Raw genomic sequence first — 17,814 nt, 5'->3', positions numbered from 1 at the left:
CCCGCATGTCAGTCCCTGAGTTCCAGCACACCGGCTATGCCGGACCGGCGCGGCGGTGTGCCGCCGTCGAGTTCCGCGTCGTCGGCGATCCGGCCGTCGAAGAAGCTGATCACCCGGTCCGCGGCGCTCGCCAGCCGCGCGTCATGGGTGACCAGCAGGATCGTCTGGCCGCGCTGGTGGAAGCGGGACAGCAGCCGCATCACCTCGCGGGTGCCCTTGCTGTCGAGGCTGCCCGCGGGCTCGTCGGCCAGCAGCAGTGGGGGATGGTTGACCAGCGCCCGGGCCAGGGCGACGCGCTGCTGCTCACCACCGGACAGCTCGCCCGGCATGCTGCGCTCCTTGCCCGTCAGGCCCAGCTCGGCCAGCAGCTGCTCCCGCTCGGCCCGGGCCTGCTTCGGCGAGGTCCCGGCGAGCAGGGCGGGCAGCTCCACGTTGTCGGCGACGGACAGGTTGGACACCAGGTTGAAGAACTGGAAGACGATCCCGATCCGCTTCCTGCGCTCCACCGCCCAGCGGGCCTCGCTGTAGGTGTCGGTGGACTCGCCGTCGAGCCAGATCCGGCCCGCGTCCGGCCGCTGCAGGCCGCCGAGCAGATGCAGCAGCGTCGACTTGCCGGCGCCGGACGGGCCGGTGATCGCCACGAACTCGCCGGGCCGTACGCACAGGTCGACCCCGCGCACGGCATGGGCGGGCGCGCCCTCGCCGTGGTGCGTCTTCACCAGCCCCTCGGCGCGCAGCACAGGAGCGGGACGGTCGTCGCTCACTCCAGCTCCTCCAGCTCTTCCTGGCACCGCTCCAGCCAGTCGAGATCGGCCTGCAGGTGCAGCATCGCGCCCTCTATCAGCAGGTGGGCGATGCGGTTGTCGCGGTCTTCGGCGGCGGCCAGCCTCGACAGCTGCCGCATGGTGTTCAGGTACTGGCGCCGCTGCTGGTTGATCAGGGAGATCTGGTCGGCGAGCCCGGTCTGCGGAGCGAGCGCCAGCTTCATGAAGAAGTCGTCCCGCACCCGCGGCTCGTCCTCGGGCTCCTCGAACCAGGCGCGCAGCGCCTCCCGCCCGGCCTCGGTGAGGTGGTAGACCTTTTTGTTGGGCCGGCTGGACTGCGCCACGTCCTCGCCCTCGATCAGTCCCGACTTCTCGAGGCGGCCGAGGGTCACATAGATCTGGCCGACATTCGGCTGAGGGTACGCGGAGCCCAGCAGTTGCTCAAGGTCCTGCTTGAGCTCGTAGCCGTGGGCGGGTCCGCGGGCGAGGAGTGCCAGGAGGGGCAGGCGCACGCGTGCAGTCCTCCTGTCCGGTCCAATGTGCTCCAGGCCCTAGTATCGCCCATACCTAACAGGTATACATGGCCTCTGATTCCGGGCAAGGGTGCCCGTCGCCGGTGTACAGGGAGGAACCTATGCGGTGGATCCATGCCGCGGGTAGGGGCCTTCTCGTTCTCGTCGTGGTCCTGACCGGTTACGTTGCCGCGGGCGCGCAGGCGGGCGAGCCCGCCGGCGGTGGCCGCGGACCGCTCACCCTCGCCACCGCCGGAGACCTTACCGGCTACCTCGGTCCCCTGCTGGAGGGCTGGAACCGCACCCACCCCGGCGAAAAAGTGACCCTCGTCGAGCTGCCGGACTCCGCCGACGAGACCCAGGCCCAGATGGTCACCGACCTGCGCGACGGCGACCGCAGCCGGTTCGACGTGCTCAACATCGACGTCAACTGGACCTCGGAGTTCGCCGCGGCGGGCTGGATCCGGCCGCTGCCCCGCGACCGTTTCCCGCTGAAGACCTTCCTCCCGCCGGTCGTGGACACGGCGACCTACGACGGACAGCTGTACGCCGTCCCGTACGTCACCAACGCGGGCCTGCTCCTCTACCGCAAGGACGTCCTCGCCGAGGAGGGCGTCGAGCCGCCGCGCACCTGGGCGGAGCTGGAGCGGTACGCGAAGACCATCGCCCCGAAGTACGGCCTCGACGGCTACGCAGGACAGTTCCTGCCCTACGAGGGCCTCACCGTCAATGCGGCCGAGGCCGTCTACTCGGCGGGCGGCTCGATCCTCGGCGACGAGGGCGAGCGCGTCACCGTCGACTCGGCGGCGGCCCGTGAGGGCATCGGCTTCCTGGCGCGCGGGGTGCGCGAGGGCTGGATCCCGAAGGAAGCGCTGACGTACAAGGAGGAGGAGTCCAAGCAGGCCTTCCAGGACGGCCGGCTGCTCTTCCTGCGGAACTGGCCGTACGCCTACGTCGGCGCCTCCGCGCCGGGCTCCGCGGTCGCCGGGAAGGTCGGCGCCGTACCGCTGCCGGGACCGGACGGGCCGGGGACGAGTGTCCTCGGCGGCTCCAACCTGGCTGTCAGCGCGCACGCCCGGCACCCCGACTCGGCCGCCCGCCTGATCGCGTACCTCACCAGCGAGCGCGTCCAGCGCCAGGTCCTCACGCGCGGCGCGCTGCCGCCCGTCCGGGCGGATCTCTACGAGGACCCCGCGCTCATCCGCAGGTTCCCCTACCTGCCGACCCTGCGCGAGAGCGTGCGCACGGCCGCGCCGCGCCCCAAGAGCCCGCGCTACGACCAGGTCAGCCTGGTCGTGCAGGCGGTCGTGCACGACGCGATGGCCGGGCACGAGACGCCCGCGGCGGCGGTGCGCCGGCTGGCCCGCGAACTCGCCGTCATCTCGCGCGGCTAGATCTTCTAGTTACTTGTTAGGTAACGCGGACGTCTCATCTGGCCGAGTTATGTCCGATAGATACCGAATTACACCACCTCAACTCCTCGGTAGCTTCTGCCTTTTCATTGACACCCTCTCGACACGCCTACTTAACATGAATGCATAACCGCTGCCCTCCTCAGAGACAGGTCGATGGGTTGAACAGGCACCACTGGTGGCGTGACGCAGTGATCTATCAGGTGTACGTCCGCAGCTTCCTGGACAGCACCGGCGACGGCATCGGCGATCTCGCCGGAGTCAGGGCCGGACTGCCCTACCTGAAGAAGCTCGGCGTCGACGGGATCTGGCTGAGCCCCTTCTATCCCTCGCCGCAGCACGACCACGGCTACGACGTGGCCGACTACTGCGACGTCGACCCGCTCTTCGGCGACCTCGACGAGTTCGACCTGCTGGTCGGGGCCGCGCGGCGGCTCGGCATCAAGGTGCTGCTCGACATCGTCCCGAACCACTGCTCCAGCGAGCACCCCTGGTTCCGCGAGGCGCTCGCCGCCGCTCCCGGCAGCCCCGCCCGGGCCCGTTTCCACTTCGCCGACGGCCGCGGCCCCGATGGGTCCGAGCCGCCCAACAACTGGCACTCCATGTTCGGCGGCCCCGCCTGGAGCCGCGTGACCGAGCCCGACGGCCGGCTGGGCCAGTGGTACCTGCACATGTTCGCGCCCGAGCAGCCCGACTGGAACTGGCGCAACCCCGAGATCGCCGCCGAGTTCGAACGGATCCTCCGCTTCTGGCTGGACCGGGGCATCGACGGCTTCCGCATCGACGTCGCCGCCGGGCTCTTCAAGCACCCGGAGCTGCCCGACTCGGACGACCCGGAGGCCGACGCCCGCACCCGCGACTCGGTCAACCCGCTCGCCTGGAACCAGCCCGAGGTGCACGACGTGTGGCGCCGCTGGCGCTCCATATGCGAGGAGTACACCGAGCGCGACGGCTGCGAACGCCTCCTCGTCGGCGAGGTCTCCGTCCCGACAGCCCGCGAGCACGCGCAGTACGTCCGCCCCGACGAGCTGCACCAGGCCTTCTTCTTCGACCTGCTCAGCGCCCCCTGGGACCCGGACGCCTTCCAGAAGGTCATCTCCGAGGCCATGCAGGACATCGCCGGGACCGGCTCCACCGTCACCTGGGTCCTCAACAACCACGACCAGGTCCGCACGGTCACCCGCTACGGCGAGCCCGCCACCGAGGGCAGCGGACTCGGCGCCGCCCGCGCCCGTGCCGCCGCGCTGCTGATGCTGGCGCTGCCCGGAGCCGCCTACATCTACCAGGGCGAGGAGCTCGGCCTGCCCGAGGTCGTGGACCTGCCCGACGACGTGCTCACCGACCCGATCTTCCGCCGCACCGGCAGCCGGGCCCGCATCCGCGACGGCTGCCGGGTGCCGCTGCCCTGGTCGGGGCAGGCCTCGCCGTTCGGCTTCACCTCCGGTGAGGAGAGCGCCAAGCCGTGGCTGCCGCAGCCGGAGTACTTCGCCGAGTACGCCACCGACCGGGCCCTCGCCGACACCCGCTCCTTCTGGCACCTGTACCGCGACGGCCTCCAACTGCGCGCCGCCCTGCCGCAGTTGGGCGAGGGCACACTGCGCTGGCTGGACTCCCCGCCCGGCGTCCTGGCCTTCGCCCGCGGTGACGACCTGGTGTGCGCCGTCAACTTCGGTACGGCCCCCACCCCCGCGCCGGTCTCCGGCACCCCCTTGCTCGCCAGCGGCCCCTGCCCGCCCCGAGTGCTCTCCGGCTCGACGGCCGCCTGGTGGATCCGTTCCTGAACGCCCCTGAAGTCAACTCCCCGAAGGGACATCAACGATGATGCGACGACGTACCACCCTGCTCACCAGCTGCACCGCTCTCGCCCTGGCGCTCGGCGCGACCGCCTGCGGCGGCGGACCCGTCGCGGCCGGCGGCGGCGACAAGGCGCTCAGCGGCCAGTCGATCACCGTGGCCGGCGTCTGGTCCGGCACCGAGCAGAAGAACTTCCAGAAGGTGCTGGACGCCTTCACCGAGAAGACCGGCGCCAAGACGCAGTTCACGTCCACCGGCGACAACGTCTCCACCGTCGTCGGCAGCAAGATCGAGGGCGGCAACGCCCCCGACGTCGTGATGGTCCCGCAGGTCGGCGTGCTCAAGCAGTTCGCGCAGAAGGGCTGGCTCAAGCCGCTGTCCAAGAAGACCGAGCAGGCCGTCGACGCCGGCTACGCCCCCGTGTGGAAGCAGTACGGCAGCGTCGACGGCACCCTCTACGGCCTCTACTTCAAGGCCGCGCACAAGTCGACCGTCTGGTACAGCCCCGACGCCCTCGAGCAGGCCGGTGTGAAGCCGCCGAAGAGCTACGACGAGATGCTGAAGGCCGGGCAGACCGTGTCCGACTCCGGCCTCGCCGCGTTCTCCGTCGCCGGGCAGGACGGCTGGACCCTCACCGACTGGTTCGAGAACGTCTACCTCTCCCAGGCCGGACCCGAGAAGTACGACGCCCTCGCCGCGCACAAGCTGAAGTGGACGGACGCGTCGGTCGTCGACGCCCTGACCACGCTCGGCAAGCTCTTCAAGGACAAGCAGCTCATCGCCGGCGGCCAGAAGGGCGCCCTGAACACCGACTTCCCCGGCTCCGTGGAGAAGGTGTTCGGACCGAAGCCCGAGGCCGGCATGGTCTACGAGGGCGACTTCGTCGCCGGCGTCGCCAAGGACCAGTTCGGCAAGAAGGTCGGCGAGGACGCGAACTTCTTCCCGTTCCCGGCGGTCGGCGGCGGCGAGGCACCGGTCGTCAGCGGCGGTGACGCCGCCGTCGTCCTCAAGGACGGCAAGAACCAGAAGGCCGCCCAGGCCCTCCTGGAGTTCCTGGCCACCCCGGAGGCCTCCGCGGTGTGGGCCGAGGCCGGCGGCTTCCTCTCCCCGAACAAGAAGCTCGACCTCGCCTCCTACGGCGACGACGTCACCCGCGCCACCGCCAAGTCCCTCGTCCAGGCCGGGGACTCCGTCCGCTTCGACATGTCCGACCAGGCCCCGGCGGCCTTCGGCGGCACCAAGGGCACCGGCGAGTGGAAGCTGCTCCAGGACTTCCTGCGCGACCCGTCCGACCCGAAGGGCACCGCGGCGAAGCTGGAGGCCGCGGCGGCCAAGGCCTACCAGGACTGATCCGCCATGACAGCGACCCTCGTCAAAGAGACGAACCCCCCGCCGCCCGTCACGATCGCCGACCGCACCCGGCGGCTGCGGCGGCGCGGCAAGATCATCGCCCTGCTGTTCGTGCTGCCCGCCCTGCTGCTGCTCGGCGCGCTCGTCGTCTACCCCGTGCTGTTCAGCGTCGGCCGCAGTTTCTTCGACGCCTCGGGGACGACCTTCGTCGGCGGCGAGAACTACACCGAGATGTTCCGCGACCCGGCGACCCTCACGGCCGTCCGCAACACGGCCATCTGGGTCGTCGTGGCCCCCGCCCTGCTGACCGGCCTCGGTCTGATCCTGGCCGTCCTGGTGGAGAAGGTCCGCTGGGCCACCGCCTTCAAGCTGCTCCTCTTCATGCCGATGGCGGTCTCCTTCCTCGCCGCCGGCATCATCTTCCGGCTCGCCTACGACGAGGACCCCGACAAGGGCGTCCTGAACGCCGCGGTCGTCTCCGTCCACGACGCCTTCAAGGGGGAGTCCTCCTACCCGACGGCCCGGGCGCGTGACGGGCAGGGCCTGACGAAGGACAAGGACGGCTCGTACCGCACGAGTACGAGCGTGTCCCCGGGCGACGCGGTGACCCTGGGCCTGGTCGGGGTGCTGCCCGACGACCTGCCGGGCGGGACGGAACCCGCGTACGCGGCGGCGGGACGGAAGGCCGCCCCCGACGAACTGCGCGGCGTGGTCTACCTGGACTTCACGCCCGGCGGGGGAGGGGAGCAGGGCAAGGTCGACCGGCGGGAGAGCGGACTGCCGCAGATGAAGGTCGAGGCGGTACGCGACGGTGAGACGGCCGCCACGGCGACCACCGCCTCCGACGGCTCCTTCCGCTTCGAGGGCCTCGCACCGGGCTCCTACGAGGTGAAACTGCCGGCGTCCAACTTCGCCCCGCCCTACGAGGGTGTCTCCTGGCTCGGACCGGCGCTCGTCACACCGGCGATCATCGGGGCCTACCTGTGGATCTGGACCGGCTTCGCCATGGTGCTCATCGGGGCAGGCCTGTCCACGCTGCCGCGGGACGCGCTGGAGGCGGCGCGGATCGACGGCGCGAACGAGTGGCAGATCTTCCGGCGGATCACGGTCCCGCTACTGGCGCCCGTCCTCACGGTCGTCTTCGTCACCCTGGTCATCAACGTGATGAAGGTCTTCGACCTCGTCTACATCATCGCGCCCGGGCCGGTGCAGGAGGACGCGACCGTCCTCGCGACGCAGATGTGGCTGGTGTCGTTCGGCGGCGGCAACAACCAGGGGCTCGGCAGCGCGCTCGGAGTGCTGCTCCTGCTGCTGGTGGTTCCGGCCATGGTGTTCAACGTCCGCCGTTTCCGAAGGAGTCAGCGATGAACGCGGTCCGGCGCGGACTGGGCAACGGGGTCGTCCAGGCCTTCCTCGTAGTGGTCGGCCTGGTGTGGATGACGCCGCTGGCCGGGCTGTTCCTGTCCTCGCTGCGGTCCGCCGAGGACACGGCGAAGGGCGGCTGGTGGACGGTGTTCTCCAGCCCCGGGCAACTGTCCTTCGACAACTACTCCTCGCTGTTGCAGAACTCCGGCATCACCCAGGCGTTCTGGAACACGGTGCTGATATCGGTGCCGACGACCGTGCTGGTCGTGGTGATCGCGGCGCTCGCCGGCTACGCGTTCGCGTGGCTGGACTTCCCCGGGCGGGAGGCGGTCTTCCTGGTCGTGGTCGCGCTGCTGGTGGTGCCCGTGCAGATCGGGCTGCTGCCGGTCGCCAAACTCTTCGGGCAGCTGGGGCTGTTCGGCACGATCCCCGGTGTCGTGCTGTTCCACGTGGCCTACGGCCTGCCGTTCGCGGTGTTCCTCCTCCGGAACTACTTCGCCGAGATGCCGAGGGAGATGCTGGAGGCCGCGCGGATGGACGGGGGCAGCGAATGGCGCATCTTCACGCGGCTCGTGCTGCCCGTGGGGCGGCCGGCGATCGCCTCCCTGGCCATCTTCCAGTTCCTGTGGGTGTGGAACGACATGCTGGTGGCGCTGCTGTTCGCGGACAGTTCCTCACAGCCGCTGACGGTGGAACTCCAGTCGCAGATACGGCAGTTCGGCAGCAACATCGATGTCCTGGCGCCCGGGGCGTTCGTGTCCCTGGTCGTGCCTGTCGTCGTGTTCTTCGCGTTCCAGAGGCACTTTGTGCAAGGGGTCATGGCCGGGTCGGTCAAGTAGCCGCAGTACTAGGGGGCTCCGCCCCCTGGACCCCCGCCTATGCCCACCCGCCACCCGAAACTGCCCTTGATGGGGGCAACCCGCGAGTCAAGCCTCCCGGCTGACCGCTTCGGGTGGTGGGTGGGCCAAGGCCTTGAGGCCTAAGCCGAAGCCGGCGGATACAGGGAACGCGGCAGTTGGGAAGCCGCCGGCCCGTCCAGCAGCCACAGTGTCCGGCGGCGGCCGTACGCCCCCGCCGCCGGTGCCTGGATCTCGCCCGCACCCGAGAGCGCGATCGCCGCGGCCTGGGCCTTGTCCTCGCCCGCGGCCAGGAGCCACACCTCCCGCGCCGCACGAATCGCCGGCAGGGTCAGCGTCACCCGCGTCGGGGGCGGCTTCGGCGCGCCGTGGACCCCGACGACCGTACGGTCGACTTCCCGCACCGCCGGCAGCTCCGGGAACAGCGACGCCACGTGCGTGTCCGGGCCGACGCCCAGCATCAGCACGTCGAACGTGGGGACGGGCCCGTGGTTCTCCGGGCCCGCCGCCCGCGCCAGTTCCTCCGCGTACGCGGCCGCCGCCGCGTCCACGTCGTCGCCGTAGGGGCCGTCCGACGCGGGCATCGCGTGCACCCGCTTCGGATCGACGGGCACCGAGTCCAGCAGTGCCTCCCGCGCCTGTGTGACGTTCCGCTCCGGGTCGCCCTCGGGCAGGAACCGCTCGTCACCCCACCAGAGGTCGAGCCGGCTCCAGTCGACGGCGTCCCGGGCGGGCGCCGCGGCCAGGGCGGCCAGCAGGCCGTTGCCGTTGCGGCCGCCCGTCAGGACCACGGACGCCGAACCCCGGGAGGCCTGCGCGTCCACGATCCTGGTGATCAGCCGGGCCGCCGCGGCCTGCGCCATCAGCTCCTTGTCGCGGTGGACGACCAGCTGCGGTGCCGTGCTCACTTCGTCGTCGCCTTCCGTACCGGTTCCAACTGAGGCGGTTCCTGCTTCACCGGTGCCTGCGCCGTCGCTTCCGCAGCGGGAGCTTTCGCAGCCGTTTCGACGGGAGCGGGGAGGGCGAGCCGTTCCCGGCCGTCACTTTTGGGCTCTCCTTTGGCCACCGGCTCTTCCTTCGCCACCTGAGCCGACCAGGACGACTTCAGCCGGTCCACCCCGTACCGCAGGGCGGACGCGTACGTGTCGTCCGGGTCCAGCCGCCGCAGCTCCTCCGCGATCAGCTCGGCCGTGTCCCGGCGCTTGAGCGCCACTCCACGGGCGGGCTGGCCCTCGATGGAGAGGGTCGCGAGCGATCCGTCGGCACGGTCCAGGGTGATCGCGCCGCAGGTGGTGTCCATGCGGACCGCCGTCAGACCGGGGCCGCCGGACAGCGAGCGCTTCACGGGGACGTCCAGCCGGTCCGCGAGCCACATCGCCAGCAGCTCGCAGCTCGGGTTGAACTCCTCGCCCTCCACCTCGACGGCCCTGACCTCGCAGGTGACCTGGTCGAGGGCCGCCGCGAGCATGGAACGCCAGGGCGTGATGCGGGTCCAGGACAGGTCCGTGTCGCCGGGGGTGTAGGTCCCGGACCGGGTGGCCAGGTCCCGCACCGGCTGCTCGGAGGCGTACGTGTCGGTGACGCGGCGCTGGGCGAGGGCACCCAGCGGGTCCTTCGCCGGGTCGAGCGGCGCGTTCACCGGCCACCACACCACCACCGGGGCGTCCGGCAGCAGCAGCGGCAGCACCACCGACTGGGCGTGGTCGGCGACCTCGCCGTACAGCCGGAGGACGACCGTCTCGCCGGTGCCGGCCTCCGCGCCGACCCGGACCTCCGCGTCCAGGCGGGACTGCGTACGGTCGCGGGGTGAGCGGGAGACGCGCTTGATGACCACGAGCGTGCGCGAGGGGTGCTCGTGCGAGGCGTCGCTCGCGGCCTTCAGCGCGTCGTAGGCGTTCTCCTCGTCGGTCACGATGACCAGCGTGAGCACCATCCCGACCGCCGGGGTGCCGATCGCCCGGCGGCCCTGCACCAGCGCCTTGTTGACCTTGCTGGCCGTGGTGTCCGTCAGGTCTATCTTCATGGCCGGCGCCAGCTCCGTCCGTGTCGCTCGAGCATTTCGTCCGCCTCGACGGGGCCCCAGGTACCGGCCCGGTACTGGGCGGGCTTGCCGTTCTCGTCCCAGTACTCCTCGATCGGGTCGAGGATCTTCCAGGACAGCTCGACCTCCTCGGTACGCGGGAAGAGGTTCGAGTCTCCGAGGAGGACGTCCAGGATGAGACGCTCGTACGCCTCCGGGCTGGACTCCGTGAAGGACTCGCCGTACGCGAAGTCCATCGACACGTCCCGGATCTCCATCGACGTGCCGGGAACCTTCGAGCCGAAGCGGACCGTGACGCCCTCGTCCGGCTGGACGCGGATGACGATCGCGTTGGAGCCCAGCTCCTCGGTGGCCGTCGTGTCGAAGGGGGAGTGCGGGGCCCGCTGGAACACCACCGCGATCTCCGTGACGCGGCGGCCCAGGCGCTTGCCGGTGCGCAGGTAGAAGGGGACGCCCGCCCAGCGGCGGTTGTCGATCTCCAGCTTGATGGCGGCGTAGGTGTCGGTCTTCGAGGAGGCGTTGATGCCGTCCTCCTCCAGATAGCCGCGCACCTTCGTGCCGCCCTGCCAGCCGGCCGCGTACTGGGCGCGTACGGTGTCCCGGCCCATGTCCTTGGGCAGCTTCACCGCGCCGAGCACCTTGGTCTTCTCGGCGGCCAGCGCGTCCGCGTCGAAGGAGGCCGGCTCCTCCATGGCGGTGAGCGCCAGGAGCTGGAGCAGGTGGTTCTGGATGACGTCACGGGCGGCGCCGATGCCGTCGTAGTACCCGGCCCGGCCGCCGATGCCGATGTCCTCGGCCATGGTGATCTGCACGTGGTCCACGAGGGACCGGTTCCAGATCGGCTCGAACATCGTGTTGGCGAAGCGCAGCGCCAGGATGTTCTGGACGGTCTCCTTGCCCAGGTAGTGGTCGATGCGGAAGACCTGGTCCGGGGCGAAGACCTCGTGGACGACCTTGTTGAGCTCCTCGGCCGACTTCAGGTCGTGCCCGAACGGCTTCTCGATGACCGCGCGCCGCCAGGAGCCGCCCTTCTGGTCGGCCAGCCCGTGCTTCTTCAGCTGCTGGATGACCACCGGGAAGGACTTCGGCGGCACGGACAGGTAGAAGGCGAAGTTGCCGCCCGTGCCCTGTGCCTTGTCCAGTTCCTCGATCGTGGAGCGCAGCCGCTCGAACGCGTCGTCGTCGTCGAACGTGCCCTGCACGAAGCGCATGCCCTGGATGAGCTGCTGCCAGACCTCCTCGCGGAAGGGCGTGCGGGCGTGCTCCTTGACCGCGTCGTGGACCTCCTGCGCGAAGTCCTCGTGCGCCCACTCGCGGCGGGCGAAGCCCACCAGCGAGAAGCCCGGCGGCAGCAGACCCCGGTTGGCGAGGTCGTACACGGCGGGCATGAGCTTCTTGCGGGACAGGTCGCCCGTGACGCCGAAGATGACCAGGCCCGACGGCCCCGCGATACGCGGGAGCCGTCGGTCCGCGGGGTCACGCAGCGGGTTGCTGCTCGACACCTGTTCAGCCCTCCGAAGGGGCGAGGCGCTGAAGCTCGGCCTCGGTCGACTTCAGCAGGTCGGTCCAGGACGCCTCGAACTTCTCGACGCCCTCGTCCTCCAGCAGCTGCACCACGTCGTCGTACTTGATCCCGAGCTGCTCGACCGCGTCGAGGTCGGCCCGGGCCTGCTCGTACGTGCCGGCGACGGTGTTGCCGGTGATCTCGCCGTGGTCCTCGGTGGCGTACAGGGTCGCCTCCGGCATGGTGTTCACCGTGTTCGGCGCGACCAGCTCGGTGACGTACATCGTGTCCTGGTACGCCTTGTCCTTCACACCGGTGGAGGCCCACAGCGGACGCTGCTTGTTGGCGCCCTCGCGCTCCAGCGCGTTCCAGCGGTCCGAGGAGAAGACCTCCTCGTACGCCTGGTAGGCGAGACGGGCGTTGGCGATGGCGGCCTTGCCGCGCAGCGCCTTGGCCTCGTCGGTGCCGAGCGCGTCGATCCGCTTGTCGACCTCGGTGTCGACGCGCGAGACGAAGAAGGACGCCACCGAGTGGATCTGGGACAGGTCCAGGCCCTTGGCCTTCGCCTTCTCCAGACCGGACAGGTAGGCGTCCATCACCTCGCGGTAGCGCTCCAGCGAGAAGATCAGCGTGACGTTGACGCTGATGCCGTTGCCGATCGTCTCGGTGATCGCCGGGATGCCCGCCTTGGTGGCCGGGATCTTGATGAGCGTGTTGGGCCGGTCCACCAGCCAGGCCAGCTGGCGGGCCTCGGCGACCGTCGCCTTGGTGTTGTGCGCCAGCCGCGGGTCGACCTCGATCGAGACCCGGCCGTCCTGGCCGCCGGTGGCGTCGAAGACCGGGCGCAGGATGTCGGCGGCGTCGCGGACGTCCGCCGTGGTGATCATGCGGATGGCCTCTTCGACGGTGACCTTGCGGGCCGCGAGGTCGGAGAGCTGCTGGTCGTAGCCGTCGCCCTCGGAGATCGCCTTCTGGAAGATCGTCGGGTTGGTGGTGACGCCCACGACGTGCTGCTGGTCGAGCAGCTCGGCGAGGTTGCCGGACGTGATCCGCTTGCGCGACAGGTCGTCCAGCCAGATCGCGACGCCTTCCTCGGAGAGGCGCTTGAGTGCGTCTGTCATGGAAATTCCATCTCCTACGTGTCGTATGTAAGCGTCAGCGCTGAGCTGCGGCGATCGATTCCCGCGCGGCGGCGGCAACGTTCTCGGCAGTGAAGCCGAACTCACGGAAAAGGACCTTGCCGTCGGCCGAAGCACCGAAGTGCTCCAGGGAAACGATGCGGCCGGCGTCCCCGACGTACTTGTGCCAGGTCAGTCCGACCCCGGCCTCCACCGCGACGCGAGCCTTGACGGACGGCGGCAGGACGCTGTCCCGGTACCCCTGGTCCTGCTGCTCGAACCACTCGACCGACGGCATGGACACCACACGGGTGGGCACGCCGGCGCCCTGGAGCTGCTCGCGCGCCTCGACGGCGACGTGCACCTCCGAGCCGGTGGCGATGAGGATGACCTCGGGCTCGCCGCCGTCGGCCTCGAACAGGACGTAACCGCCCTTGGCGGCATCGTCGTTGGGCTCGTACGTCGGCACACCCTGACGCGTCAGCGCCAGACCGTGCGGCTGGCCCTTGCCGAACTCCTTCGTCCAGCGCTTGAGGATCTCGCGCCAGGCGATGGCCGTCTCGTTGGCATCGGCCGGGCGCACGATGTTCAGGCCCGGGATGGCGCGCAGCGCGGCGAGGTGCTCGATGGGCTGGTGGGTGGGGCCGTCCTCGCCCAGGCCGATGGAGTCGTGGGTCCACACGTACGTCACCGGCAGGTGCATCAGCGCCGACAGCCGCACCGCGTTGCGCATGTAGTCGGAGAACACCAGGAAGGTGCCGCCGTAGATCCGGGTGTTGCCGTGCAGCGCGATGCCGTTCATCTCGGCGGCCATCGCGTGCTCGCGGATACCGAAGTGGATCGTGCGGCCGTACGGGTCCGCCTCCGGCAGCGGGTTGTCCGCCGGCAGGAAGGAGCTGGTCTTGTCGATCGTGGTGTTGTTGGAGCCCGCCAGGTCGGCCGAGCCGCCCCACAGCTCCGGGATCACCGCGCCGAGCGCCTGGAGGACCTTGCCGGAAGCGGCACGCGTGGCCACGCCCTTACCGACCTCGAAGACCGGGATCTTCTCCTCCCAGCCCGTGGGCAGCTCACCCTTGGCGACGCGGTCGTACTCGGCCGCGCGCTCGGGGTTGTTGTCCCGCCACTGCTGGTAGGCCTTCTCCCACACCGCGCGGGCCGCCTGGCCCCGCTCCAGCGCCTTGCGGGTGTGCGTGATGACCTCGTCGGAGACCTCGAAGCTCTGCTCCGGGTCGAAGCCCAGCACCCGCTTGGTGGCCGCGACCTCGTCGTCGCCGAGCGCCGAGCCGTGCGCGGCCTCGGTGTTCTGCGCGTTCGGGGCCGGCCAGGCGATGATCGAGCGCATCGCGATGAACGACGGCCTGTCCGTGACGGCCTTGGCCTTCTGGACCGCCTCGAAGATCGCGGCCGGGTCCAGGTCGCCGTTCTCCTGCGGCTCCACCCGCTGCACGTGCCAGCCGTAGGCCTCGTAGCGCTTGGCGGTGTCCTCGGACACGGCCGTCTCGGTGTCGCCCTCGATCGAGATGTGGTTGTCGTCCCACAGCAGGATCAGGTTGCCGAGCTTCTGGTGGCCCGCCATCGACGAGGCCTCGGCGGAGATGCCCTCCTGGAGGCAGCCGTCACCGGCGATGCAGTAGATGAAGTGGTCGAAGGGGGACTCGCCCTCCGGGGCCTCCGGGTCGAACAGGCCGCGCTCGTAGCGGGCGGCCATCGCCATGCCCACCGCGTTGGCGACACCCTGCCCGAGCGGGCCGGTCGTCGTCTCCACACCGGTGGTGTGCCCGTACTCGGGGTGGCCCGGGGTCTTCGAACCCCAGGTGCGGAAGGACTTCAGGTCGTCCAGCTCAAGGCCGAAGCCGGCCAGGTACAGCTGGGTGTAGAGGGTCAGGGACGAGTGGCCTGCGGACAGCACGAAGCGGTCCCGCCCGACCCAGTCGGCGTCCGCCGGGTCGTGCCGCATCACCTTCTGGAAGAGGGTGTAGGCGGCAGGCGCCAGGCTCATCGCCGTACCCGGATGGCCGTTACCGACCTTCTGTACGGCATCGGCGGCCAGGACACGCGCGGTGTCGACGGCCCGCTGGTCCAACTCGGTCCACTCGAGGTCTGTGGTGGTCGGCTTGGTGCTCACCCTGGGTCAGGGCTCCTCTCGCAAGTCGGATGCCGGTGTATCGGGGCGCCCACCGGCCGCAGTCGAGCCTACCCCCGTGGGACGTGCGTTCTTTCGAGTCACTCCAGAGTGCCGGGACTCGTTGCGATCCGCTTCCTGACTGGGCCGTATCCCATTCGGCAAGTGAATACGGAGCCGCTCATCCGGGTGCTCAATCGAGCTTCCACGCGCCCTTCGGAAGCCGCCCTCCAACACGACCCGACCCCCGCGAATGTCCGACTCTGGGCAACGTCTAAAGTGGCGTGGTACGCGCGAGCCTTTACCGGGACTTCACACGGGTGAGGCTTGCTGGGATGTCTCTGTAGGGGTGTGCGTGACGGCCGTTGAATCCCGTCCAGCGGGGATGCTCGGGACGGACCAGAGCCCGGCCCACCGGCCGTTCGGGGCCCGTGTCAAGGCGTTCGTGGCTCTCACCAAGCCGCGGATCATCGAACTGCTCCTGATCACCACCGTCCCGGTGATGTTCCTGGCGCAGCAGGGTGTGCCCGACCTGACGCTGGTGCTCCTGACCTGTGTCGGCGGTTACATGTCCGCGGGCGGCGCCAACGCGCTCAACATGTACATCGACCGCGACATCGACGCCCTGATGGACCGCACCTCGCAGCGGCCGCTGGTCACCGGCATGGTCAGCCCGCGCGAGTGCCTCGCCTTCGGCATCACTCTGGCGATCACCTCCACCCTGCTCTTCGGCCTCACCGTGAACTGGCTGAGCGCCTGGCTCTCCCTCGGCGCGCTCCTCTTCTACGTCGTCGTCTACACGATGATCCTCAAGCGCCGTACCTCGCAGAACATCGTGTGGGGCGGCATCGCCGGCTGCCTGCCCGTGCTGATCGGCTGGTCCTCGGTCACGAACTCCATGTCGTGGGCGCCGGTCATCCTGTTCCTCGTCATGTTCTTCTGGACGCCGCCGCACTACTGGCCGCTGTCCATGAAGGTCAAGGAGGACTACGCGCGCGTGGGCGTGCCCATGCTGCCGGTGGTCGCCTCCAACAAGGTGGTCGCCAAGCAGATCGTGATCTACAGCTGGGTCATGGTCGCCGTCTCGCTCCTGCTGACCCCGCTCGGCTACACCGGCTGGTTCTACACCTCGGTCGCGCTGCTGGCGGGCGGCTTCTGGCTCTGGGAGGCGCACGGCCTGCAGAACCGCGCGAAGGCGGAGGTGACGGGCGCGAAGCTGAAGGAGATGCGCCTGTTCCACTGGTCGATCACCTACGTCTCGCTGCTGTTCGTGGCCGTCGCGGTCGACCCCTTCCTGCGCTGACGCAGCGCTGACGTACGTCACAGCGCCCTGCTCTCGCCAGTCGATCTACCCGTGAGTAGCATCGCCACCATGGCAGACACGCAGCAGGTTGACCCGAAGGCCGAGCGCAAGGCGGCCCGGCTCGCCCAGCAGATCAGCTCCTTCTCCAAGGCCCACGGCGGCGCCGAGGGCCAGGTCGCCTACCTCGGCGAACGCGGCGCCCGCATCGTCCTGGTCGGCGAGGACGGCAACTGGGGCGACCTGGTGGCCCCCTCGTACGAGATCGCCGAGCAGGCCGTGGAGAAGTCCGGCATCACGACCCACGAGTCCTTCGACGGCGAATTCGCGGCGAAGGTCAAGACGGGCCGCTACGAGTGGAGCCGGATGGCCGGGATCCAGGTAGGCGGACCCAAGAACGACTGACCTTCTCGGGGGCGCGGGGAACTGCGCGACCAGCCACATCCGGTCCGCACCCGCCGCACGGCATCGGCCGCCCACTCCGGGACCGCGACCTCAAACCCGGTTCACCCGTTAGGACCCGTAAGAGCAACAGGGTCCACACCGGGAGGCCCGGATGATCGAAACGCCGTCACTGGTGGACCAGTACTGCCACGGAGTGCTCCGCGCGGAGCTGGGCCTCGGCACCTTCGAGGCCCACCTCTCCCGCACGGAGGGCCCGCCGGCCCCCGGCACCACCCTCTTCGACACCCAGACCGGCTTCGCCGTAAGACGCTGGTGCCCGCCCCTGCTCGGCCTGGAACCGCACTGCGCACCCGCCCGCTACCTGGCCCGCCGCCGTGAACTGGGTGTCCTGGAGTCCGCCCGCCGGCTCCTGCGCGGCAGCGGCATCACGACGTACCTGGTCGACACGGGCCTGCCCGGTGATCTGACCGAACCCGGTGAGCTGGCCTCCGCCGGAGCCGCCGAGGCCCGCGAGATCGTCCGCCTGGAACTGCTCGCCGAGCAGGTCGCCGACACCTCCGGGACCGTCGAGTCCTTCCTCGCCAACCTCGCCGAGTCCGTGCACGCCGCCGCCTCGAACGCCGTCGCCTTCACCTCGGTCGCGGGTCTGCGGCACGGCCTCGCGCTGGCGCCGGAGCCGCCCGGGCCGGGGGAGGTGCGGGGGGCCGTCGGCCGCTGGCTCGCGGGGCGCGCAGTCGGCGGGGAGCTGAGCGACCCCGTGCTGCTGCGGCACCTGCTGTGGAGCGCCGTCGCCTCGGGGCTGCCGCTCCAGCTCCACGCGGGGCTCGGCGCGCCGGGCCTGCGGATCGACCGTACGGATCCGGTGCTGCTGACGGACTTCGTACGGGCCACGGCCGGGCTCGGCACGGACCTCGTCCTGCTGCACGGCTACCCGTACCACCGGCACGCCGCCCACCTGGCCGGTGTCTTCCCGCACGTCTACGTCGACTCCGGCGCAGCCCTGGTCCGCACCGGCGCCCGCGCCGCGACCGTACTCGCGGAGATCCTGGAGCTGGCCCCCTTCGGCAAGATCCTCTTCTCCACCGGTGCCCAGGGGCTGCCCGAGCTGCACGTCGTCGGCGCCCGGCTGTTCCGCGAGGCGCTCGGCCGGGTGCTCGGCACCTGGGTCGCCGAGGGCGCGTGGTCCCTGGCCGACGCGCAGCGGGTGGCGGGGATGCTGGCGTCGGGGAACGCGCGCCGGGTGTACGGGCTCGACTGAACCCTGGCAGGA

General features: G+C 70.2%; 15 protein-coding genes. 8 read left to right on the top strand and 7 right to left on the bottom strand.

What is annotated here, in order from left to right; genetic code table 11:
- Window positions 1-8 precede the first annotated feature (8 nt).
- Both ACH4G3_RS26705 and ACH4G3_RS26700 read right to left on the bottom strand, forming a co-directional pair.
- Window positions 9-764, bottom strand: coding sequence for an ABC transporter ATP-binding protein (locus tag ACH4G3_RS26705; RefSeq protein WP_397626886.1), 756 nt, complete (start codon window positions 762-764; stop codon window positions 9-11).
- Window positions 761-1,276 carry a PadR family transcriptional regulator gene (locus ACH4G3_RS26700; protein ID WP_397626885.1) on the bottom strand — a complete coding sequence of 172 codons (516 nt, stop codon included), beginning with the start codon at window positions 1,274-1,276 and terminating at the stop codon, window positions 761-763. The genes ACH4G3_RS26705 and ACH4G3_RS26700 overlap by 4 nt, the downstream gene beginning before the upstream one ends.
- Before the next feature lie 122 nt (window positions 1,277-1,398).
- Here ACH4G3_RS26700 and ACH4G3_RS26695 point away from each other — a divergent pair, with 122 nt between their 5' ends.
- From ACH4G3_RS26695 to ACH4G3_RS26675, 5 genes are all read left to right on the top strand, one after another.
- On the top strand, window positions 1,399-2,670 hold the full coding sequence (locus ACH4G3_RS26695; protein WP_397626884.1) for an ABC transporter substrate-binding protein: 1,272 nt from the start codon (window positions 1,399-1,401) through the stop codon (window positions 2,668-2,670).
- A gap of 140 nt (window positions 2,671-2,810) precedes the next feature.
- Window positions 2,811-4,469, top strand: a complete 1,659-nt coding sequence (locus ACH4G3_RS26690; protein WP_397626883.1) for a glycoside hydrolase family 13 protein — start codon at window positions 2,811-2,813, stop codon at window positions 4,467-4,469.
- A 37-nt stretch (window positions 4,470-4,506) separates the two neighbouring features.
- Window positions 4,507-5,832, top strand: coding sequence for an ABC transporter substrate-binding protein (locus tag ACH4G3_RS26685; protein WP_397626882.1), 1,326 nt, complete (start codon window positions 4,507-4,509; stop codon window positions 5,830-5,832).
- 6 nt (window positions 5,833-5,838) lie between these two features.
- Window positions 5,839-7,200, top strand: coding sequence for a carbohydrate ABC transporter permease (locus tag ACH4G3_RS26680; RefSeq protein ID WP_397626881.1), 1,362 nt, complete (start codon window positions 5,839-5,841; stop codon window positions 7,198-7,200).
- Entirely contained in the window at window positions 7,197-8,036 is an 840-nt protein-coding gene (locus tag ACH4G3_RS26675; protein ID WP_397626880.1) for a carbohydrate ABC transporter permease, read from the top strand. Before ACH4G3_RS26680 ends, ACH4G3_RS26675 begins: the two co-directional genes overlap by 4 nt.
- Before the next feature lie 140 nt (window positions 8,037-8,176).
- Here ACH4G3_RS26675 and pgl read toward each other — a convergent pair whose 3' ends face one another.
- From pgl to tkt, 5 genes are read right to left on the bottom strand one after another with little or no spacing between them, the layout of a single operon-like run.
- Entirely contained in the window at window positions 8,177-8,962 is a 786-nt protein-coding gene (gene pgl, locus ACH4G3_RS26670) for a 6-phosphogluconolactonase (protein WP_397626879.1), read from the bottom strand.
- The gene (opcA, locus tag ACH4G3_RS26665) at window positions 8,959-10,077 is read right to left on the bottom strand and encodes a glucose-6-phosphate dehydrogenase assembly protein OpcA (RefSeq protein ID WP_397626878.1); all 1,119 of its coding nucleotides are present in this window, start codon (window positions 10,075-10,077) and stop codon (window positions 8,959-8,961) included. The genes pgl and opcA overlap by 4 nt, the downstream gene beginning before the upstream one ends.
- Window positions 10,074-11,597, bottom strand: coding sequence for a glucose-6-phosphate dehydrogenase (zwf, locus tag ACH4G3_RS26660; RefSeq protein ID WP_397626877.1), 1,524 nt, complete (start codon window positions 11,595-11,597; stop codon window positions 10,074-10,076). The genes opcA and zwf overlap by 4 nt, the downstream gene beginning before the upstream one ends.
- Window positions 11,598-11,601: 4 nt before the next feature.
- A complete protein-coding gene (gene tal / locus ACH4G3_RS26655) occupies window positions 11,602-12,720 on the bottom strand; it encodes a transaldolase (RefSeq protein ID WP_020273973.1) in 1,119 nt (372 codons plus the stop codon).
- A gap of 34 nt (window positions 12,721-12,754) precedes the next feature.
- On the bottom strand, window positions 12,755-14,842 hold the full coding sequence (tkt, locus tag ACH4G3_RS26650) for a transketolase (protein WP_397626876.1): 2,088 nt from the start codon (window positions 14,840-14,842) through the stop codon (window positions 12,755-12,757).
- A 382-nt stretch (window positions 14,843-15,224) separates the two neighbouring features.
- Between tkt and ACH4G3_RS26645 the strand changes: the two genes are divergently transcribed.
- The 3 genes from ACH4G3_RS26645 (at window position 15,225) to ACH4G3_RS26635 (ending at window position 17,802) form a co-directional block, all read left to right on the top strand.
- Window positions 15,225-16,142, top strand: coding sequence for a heme o synthase (locus tag ACH4G3_RS26645; protein WP_354739498.1), 918 nt, complete (start codon window positions 15,225-15,227; stop codon window positions 16,140-16,142).
- 69 nt (window positions 16,143-16,211) lie between these two features.
- A complete protein-coding gene (locus tag ACH4G3_RS26640; RefSeq protein ID WP_397626875.1) occupies window positions 16,212-16,544 on the top strand; it encodes a hypothetical protein in 333 nt (110 codons plus the stop codon).
- A 151-nt stretch (window positions 16,545-16,695) separates the two neighbouring features.
- The gene (locus tag ACH4G3_RS26635) at window positions 16,696-17,802 is read left to right on the top strand and encodes an amidohydrolase family protein (RefSeq protein ID WP_397626874.1); all 1,107 of its coding nucleotides are present in this window, start codon (window positions 16,696-16,698) and stop codon (window positions 17,800-17,802) included.
- The last annotated feature ends 12 nt before the right edge of the window (window positions 17,803-17,814 follow it).

The sequence above is a fragment of the Streptomyces afghaniensis genome (assembly GCF_044327915.1).
GTDB lineage: Bacteria > Actinomycetota > Actinomycetes > Streptomycetales > Streptomycetaceae > Streptomyces > Streptomyces afghaniensis.
The sequence above is the reverse complement of the archived record's forward strand: the minus strand, read 5'-3'. Positions and strand labels throughout refer to the sequence as shown.

What these genes read in the sequence shown, in the direction of transcription:
- ACH4G3_RS26695 (WP_397626884.1), top strand. Translation starts at nt 1,399, where the DNA reads ATGCGGTGGATCCATGCCGCGGGTAGGGGCCTTCTCGTTCTCGTCGTG.
- ACH4G3_RS26690 (WP_397626883.1), top strand. Translation starts at nt 2,811, where the DNA reads ATGCATAACCGCTGCCCTCCTCAGAGACAGGTCGATGGGTTGAACAGG.
- ACH4G3_RS26685 (WP_397626882.1), top strand. Translation starts at nt 4,507, where the DNA reads ATGATGCGACGACGTACCACCCTGCTCACCAGCTGCACCGCTCTCGCC.
- ACH4G3_RS26680 (WP_397626881.1), top strand. Translation starts at nt 5,839, where the DNA reads ATGACAGCGACCCTCGTCAAAGAGACGAACCCCCCGCCGCCCGTCACG.
- ACH4G3_RS26675 (WP_397626880.1), top strand. Translation starts at nt 7,197, where the DNA reads ATGAACGCGGTCCGGCGCGGACTGGGCAACGGGGTCGTCCAGGCCTTC.
- opcA (WP_397626878.1), bottom strand. Translation starts at nt 10,077, where the DNA reads ATGAAGATAGACCTGACGGACACCACGGCCAGCAAGGTCAACAAGGCG.
- tal (WP_020273973.1), bottom strand. Translation starts at nt 12,720, where the DNA reads ATGACAGACGCACTCAAGCGCCTCTCCGAGGAAGGCGTCGCGATCTGG.
- ACH4G3_RS26645 (WP_354739498.1), top strand. Translation starts at nt 15,225, where the DNA reads ATGCTCGGGACGGACCAGAGCCCGGCCCACCGGCCGTTCGGGGCCCGT.
- ACH4G3_RS26640 (WP_397626875.1), top strand. Translation starts at nt 16,212, where the DNA reads ATGGCAGACACGCAGCAGGTTGACCCGAAGGCCGAGCGCAAGGCGGCC.
- ACH4G3_RS26635 (WP_397626874.1), top strand. Translation starts at nt 16,696, where the DNA reads ATGATCGAAACGCCGTCACTGGTGGACCAGTACTGCCACGGAGTGCTC.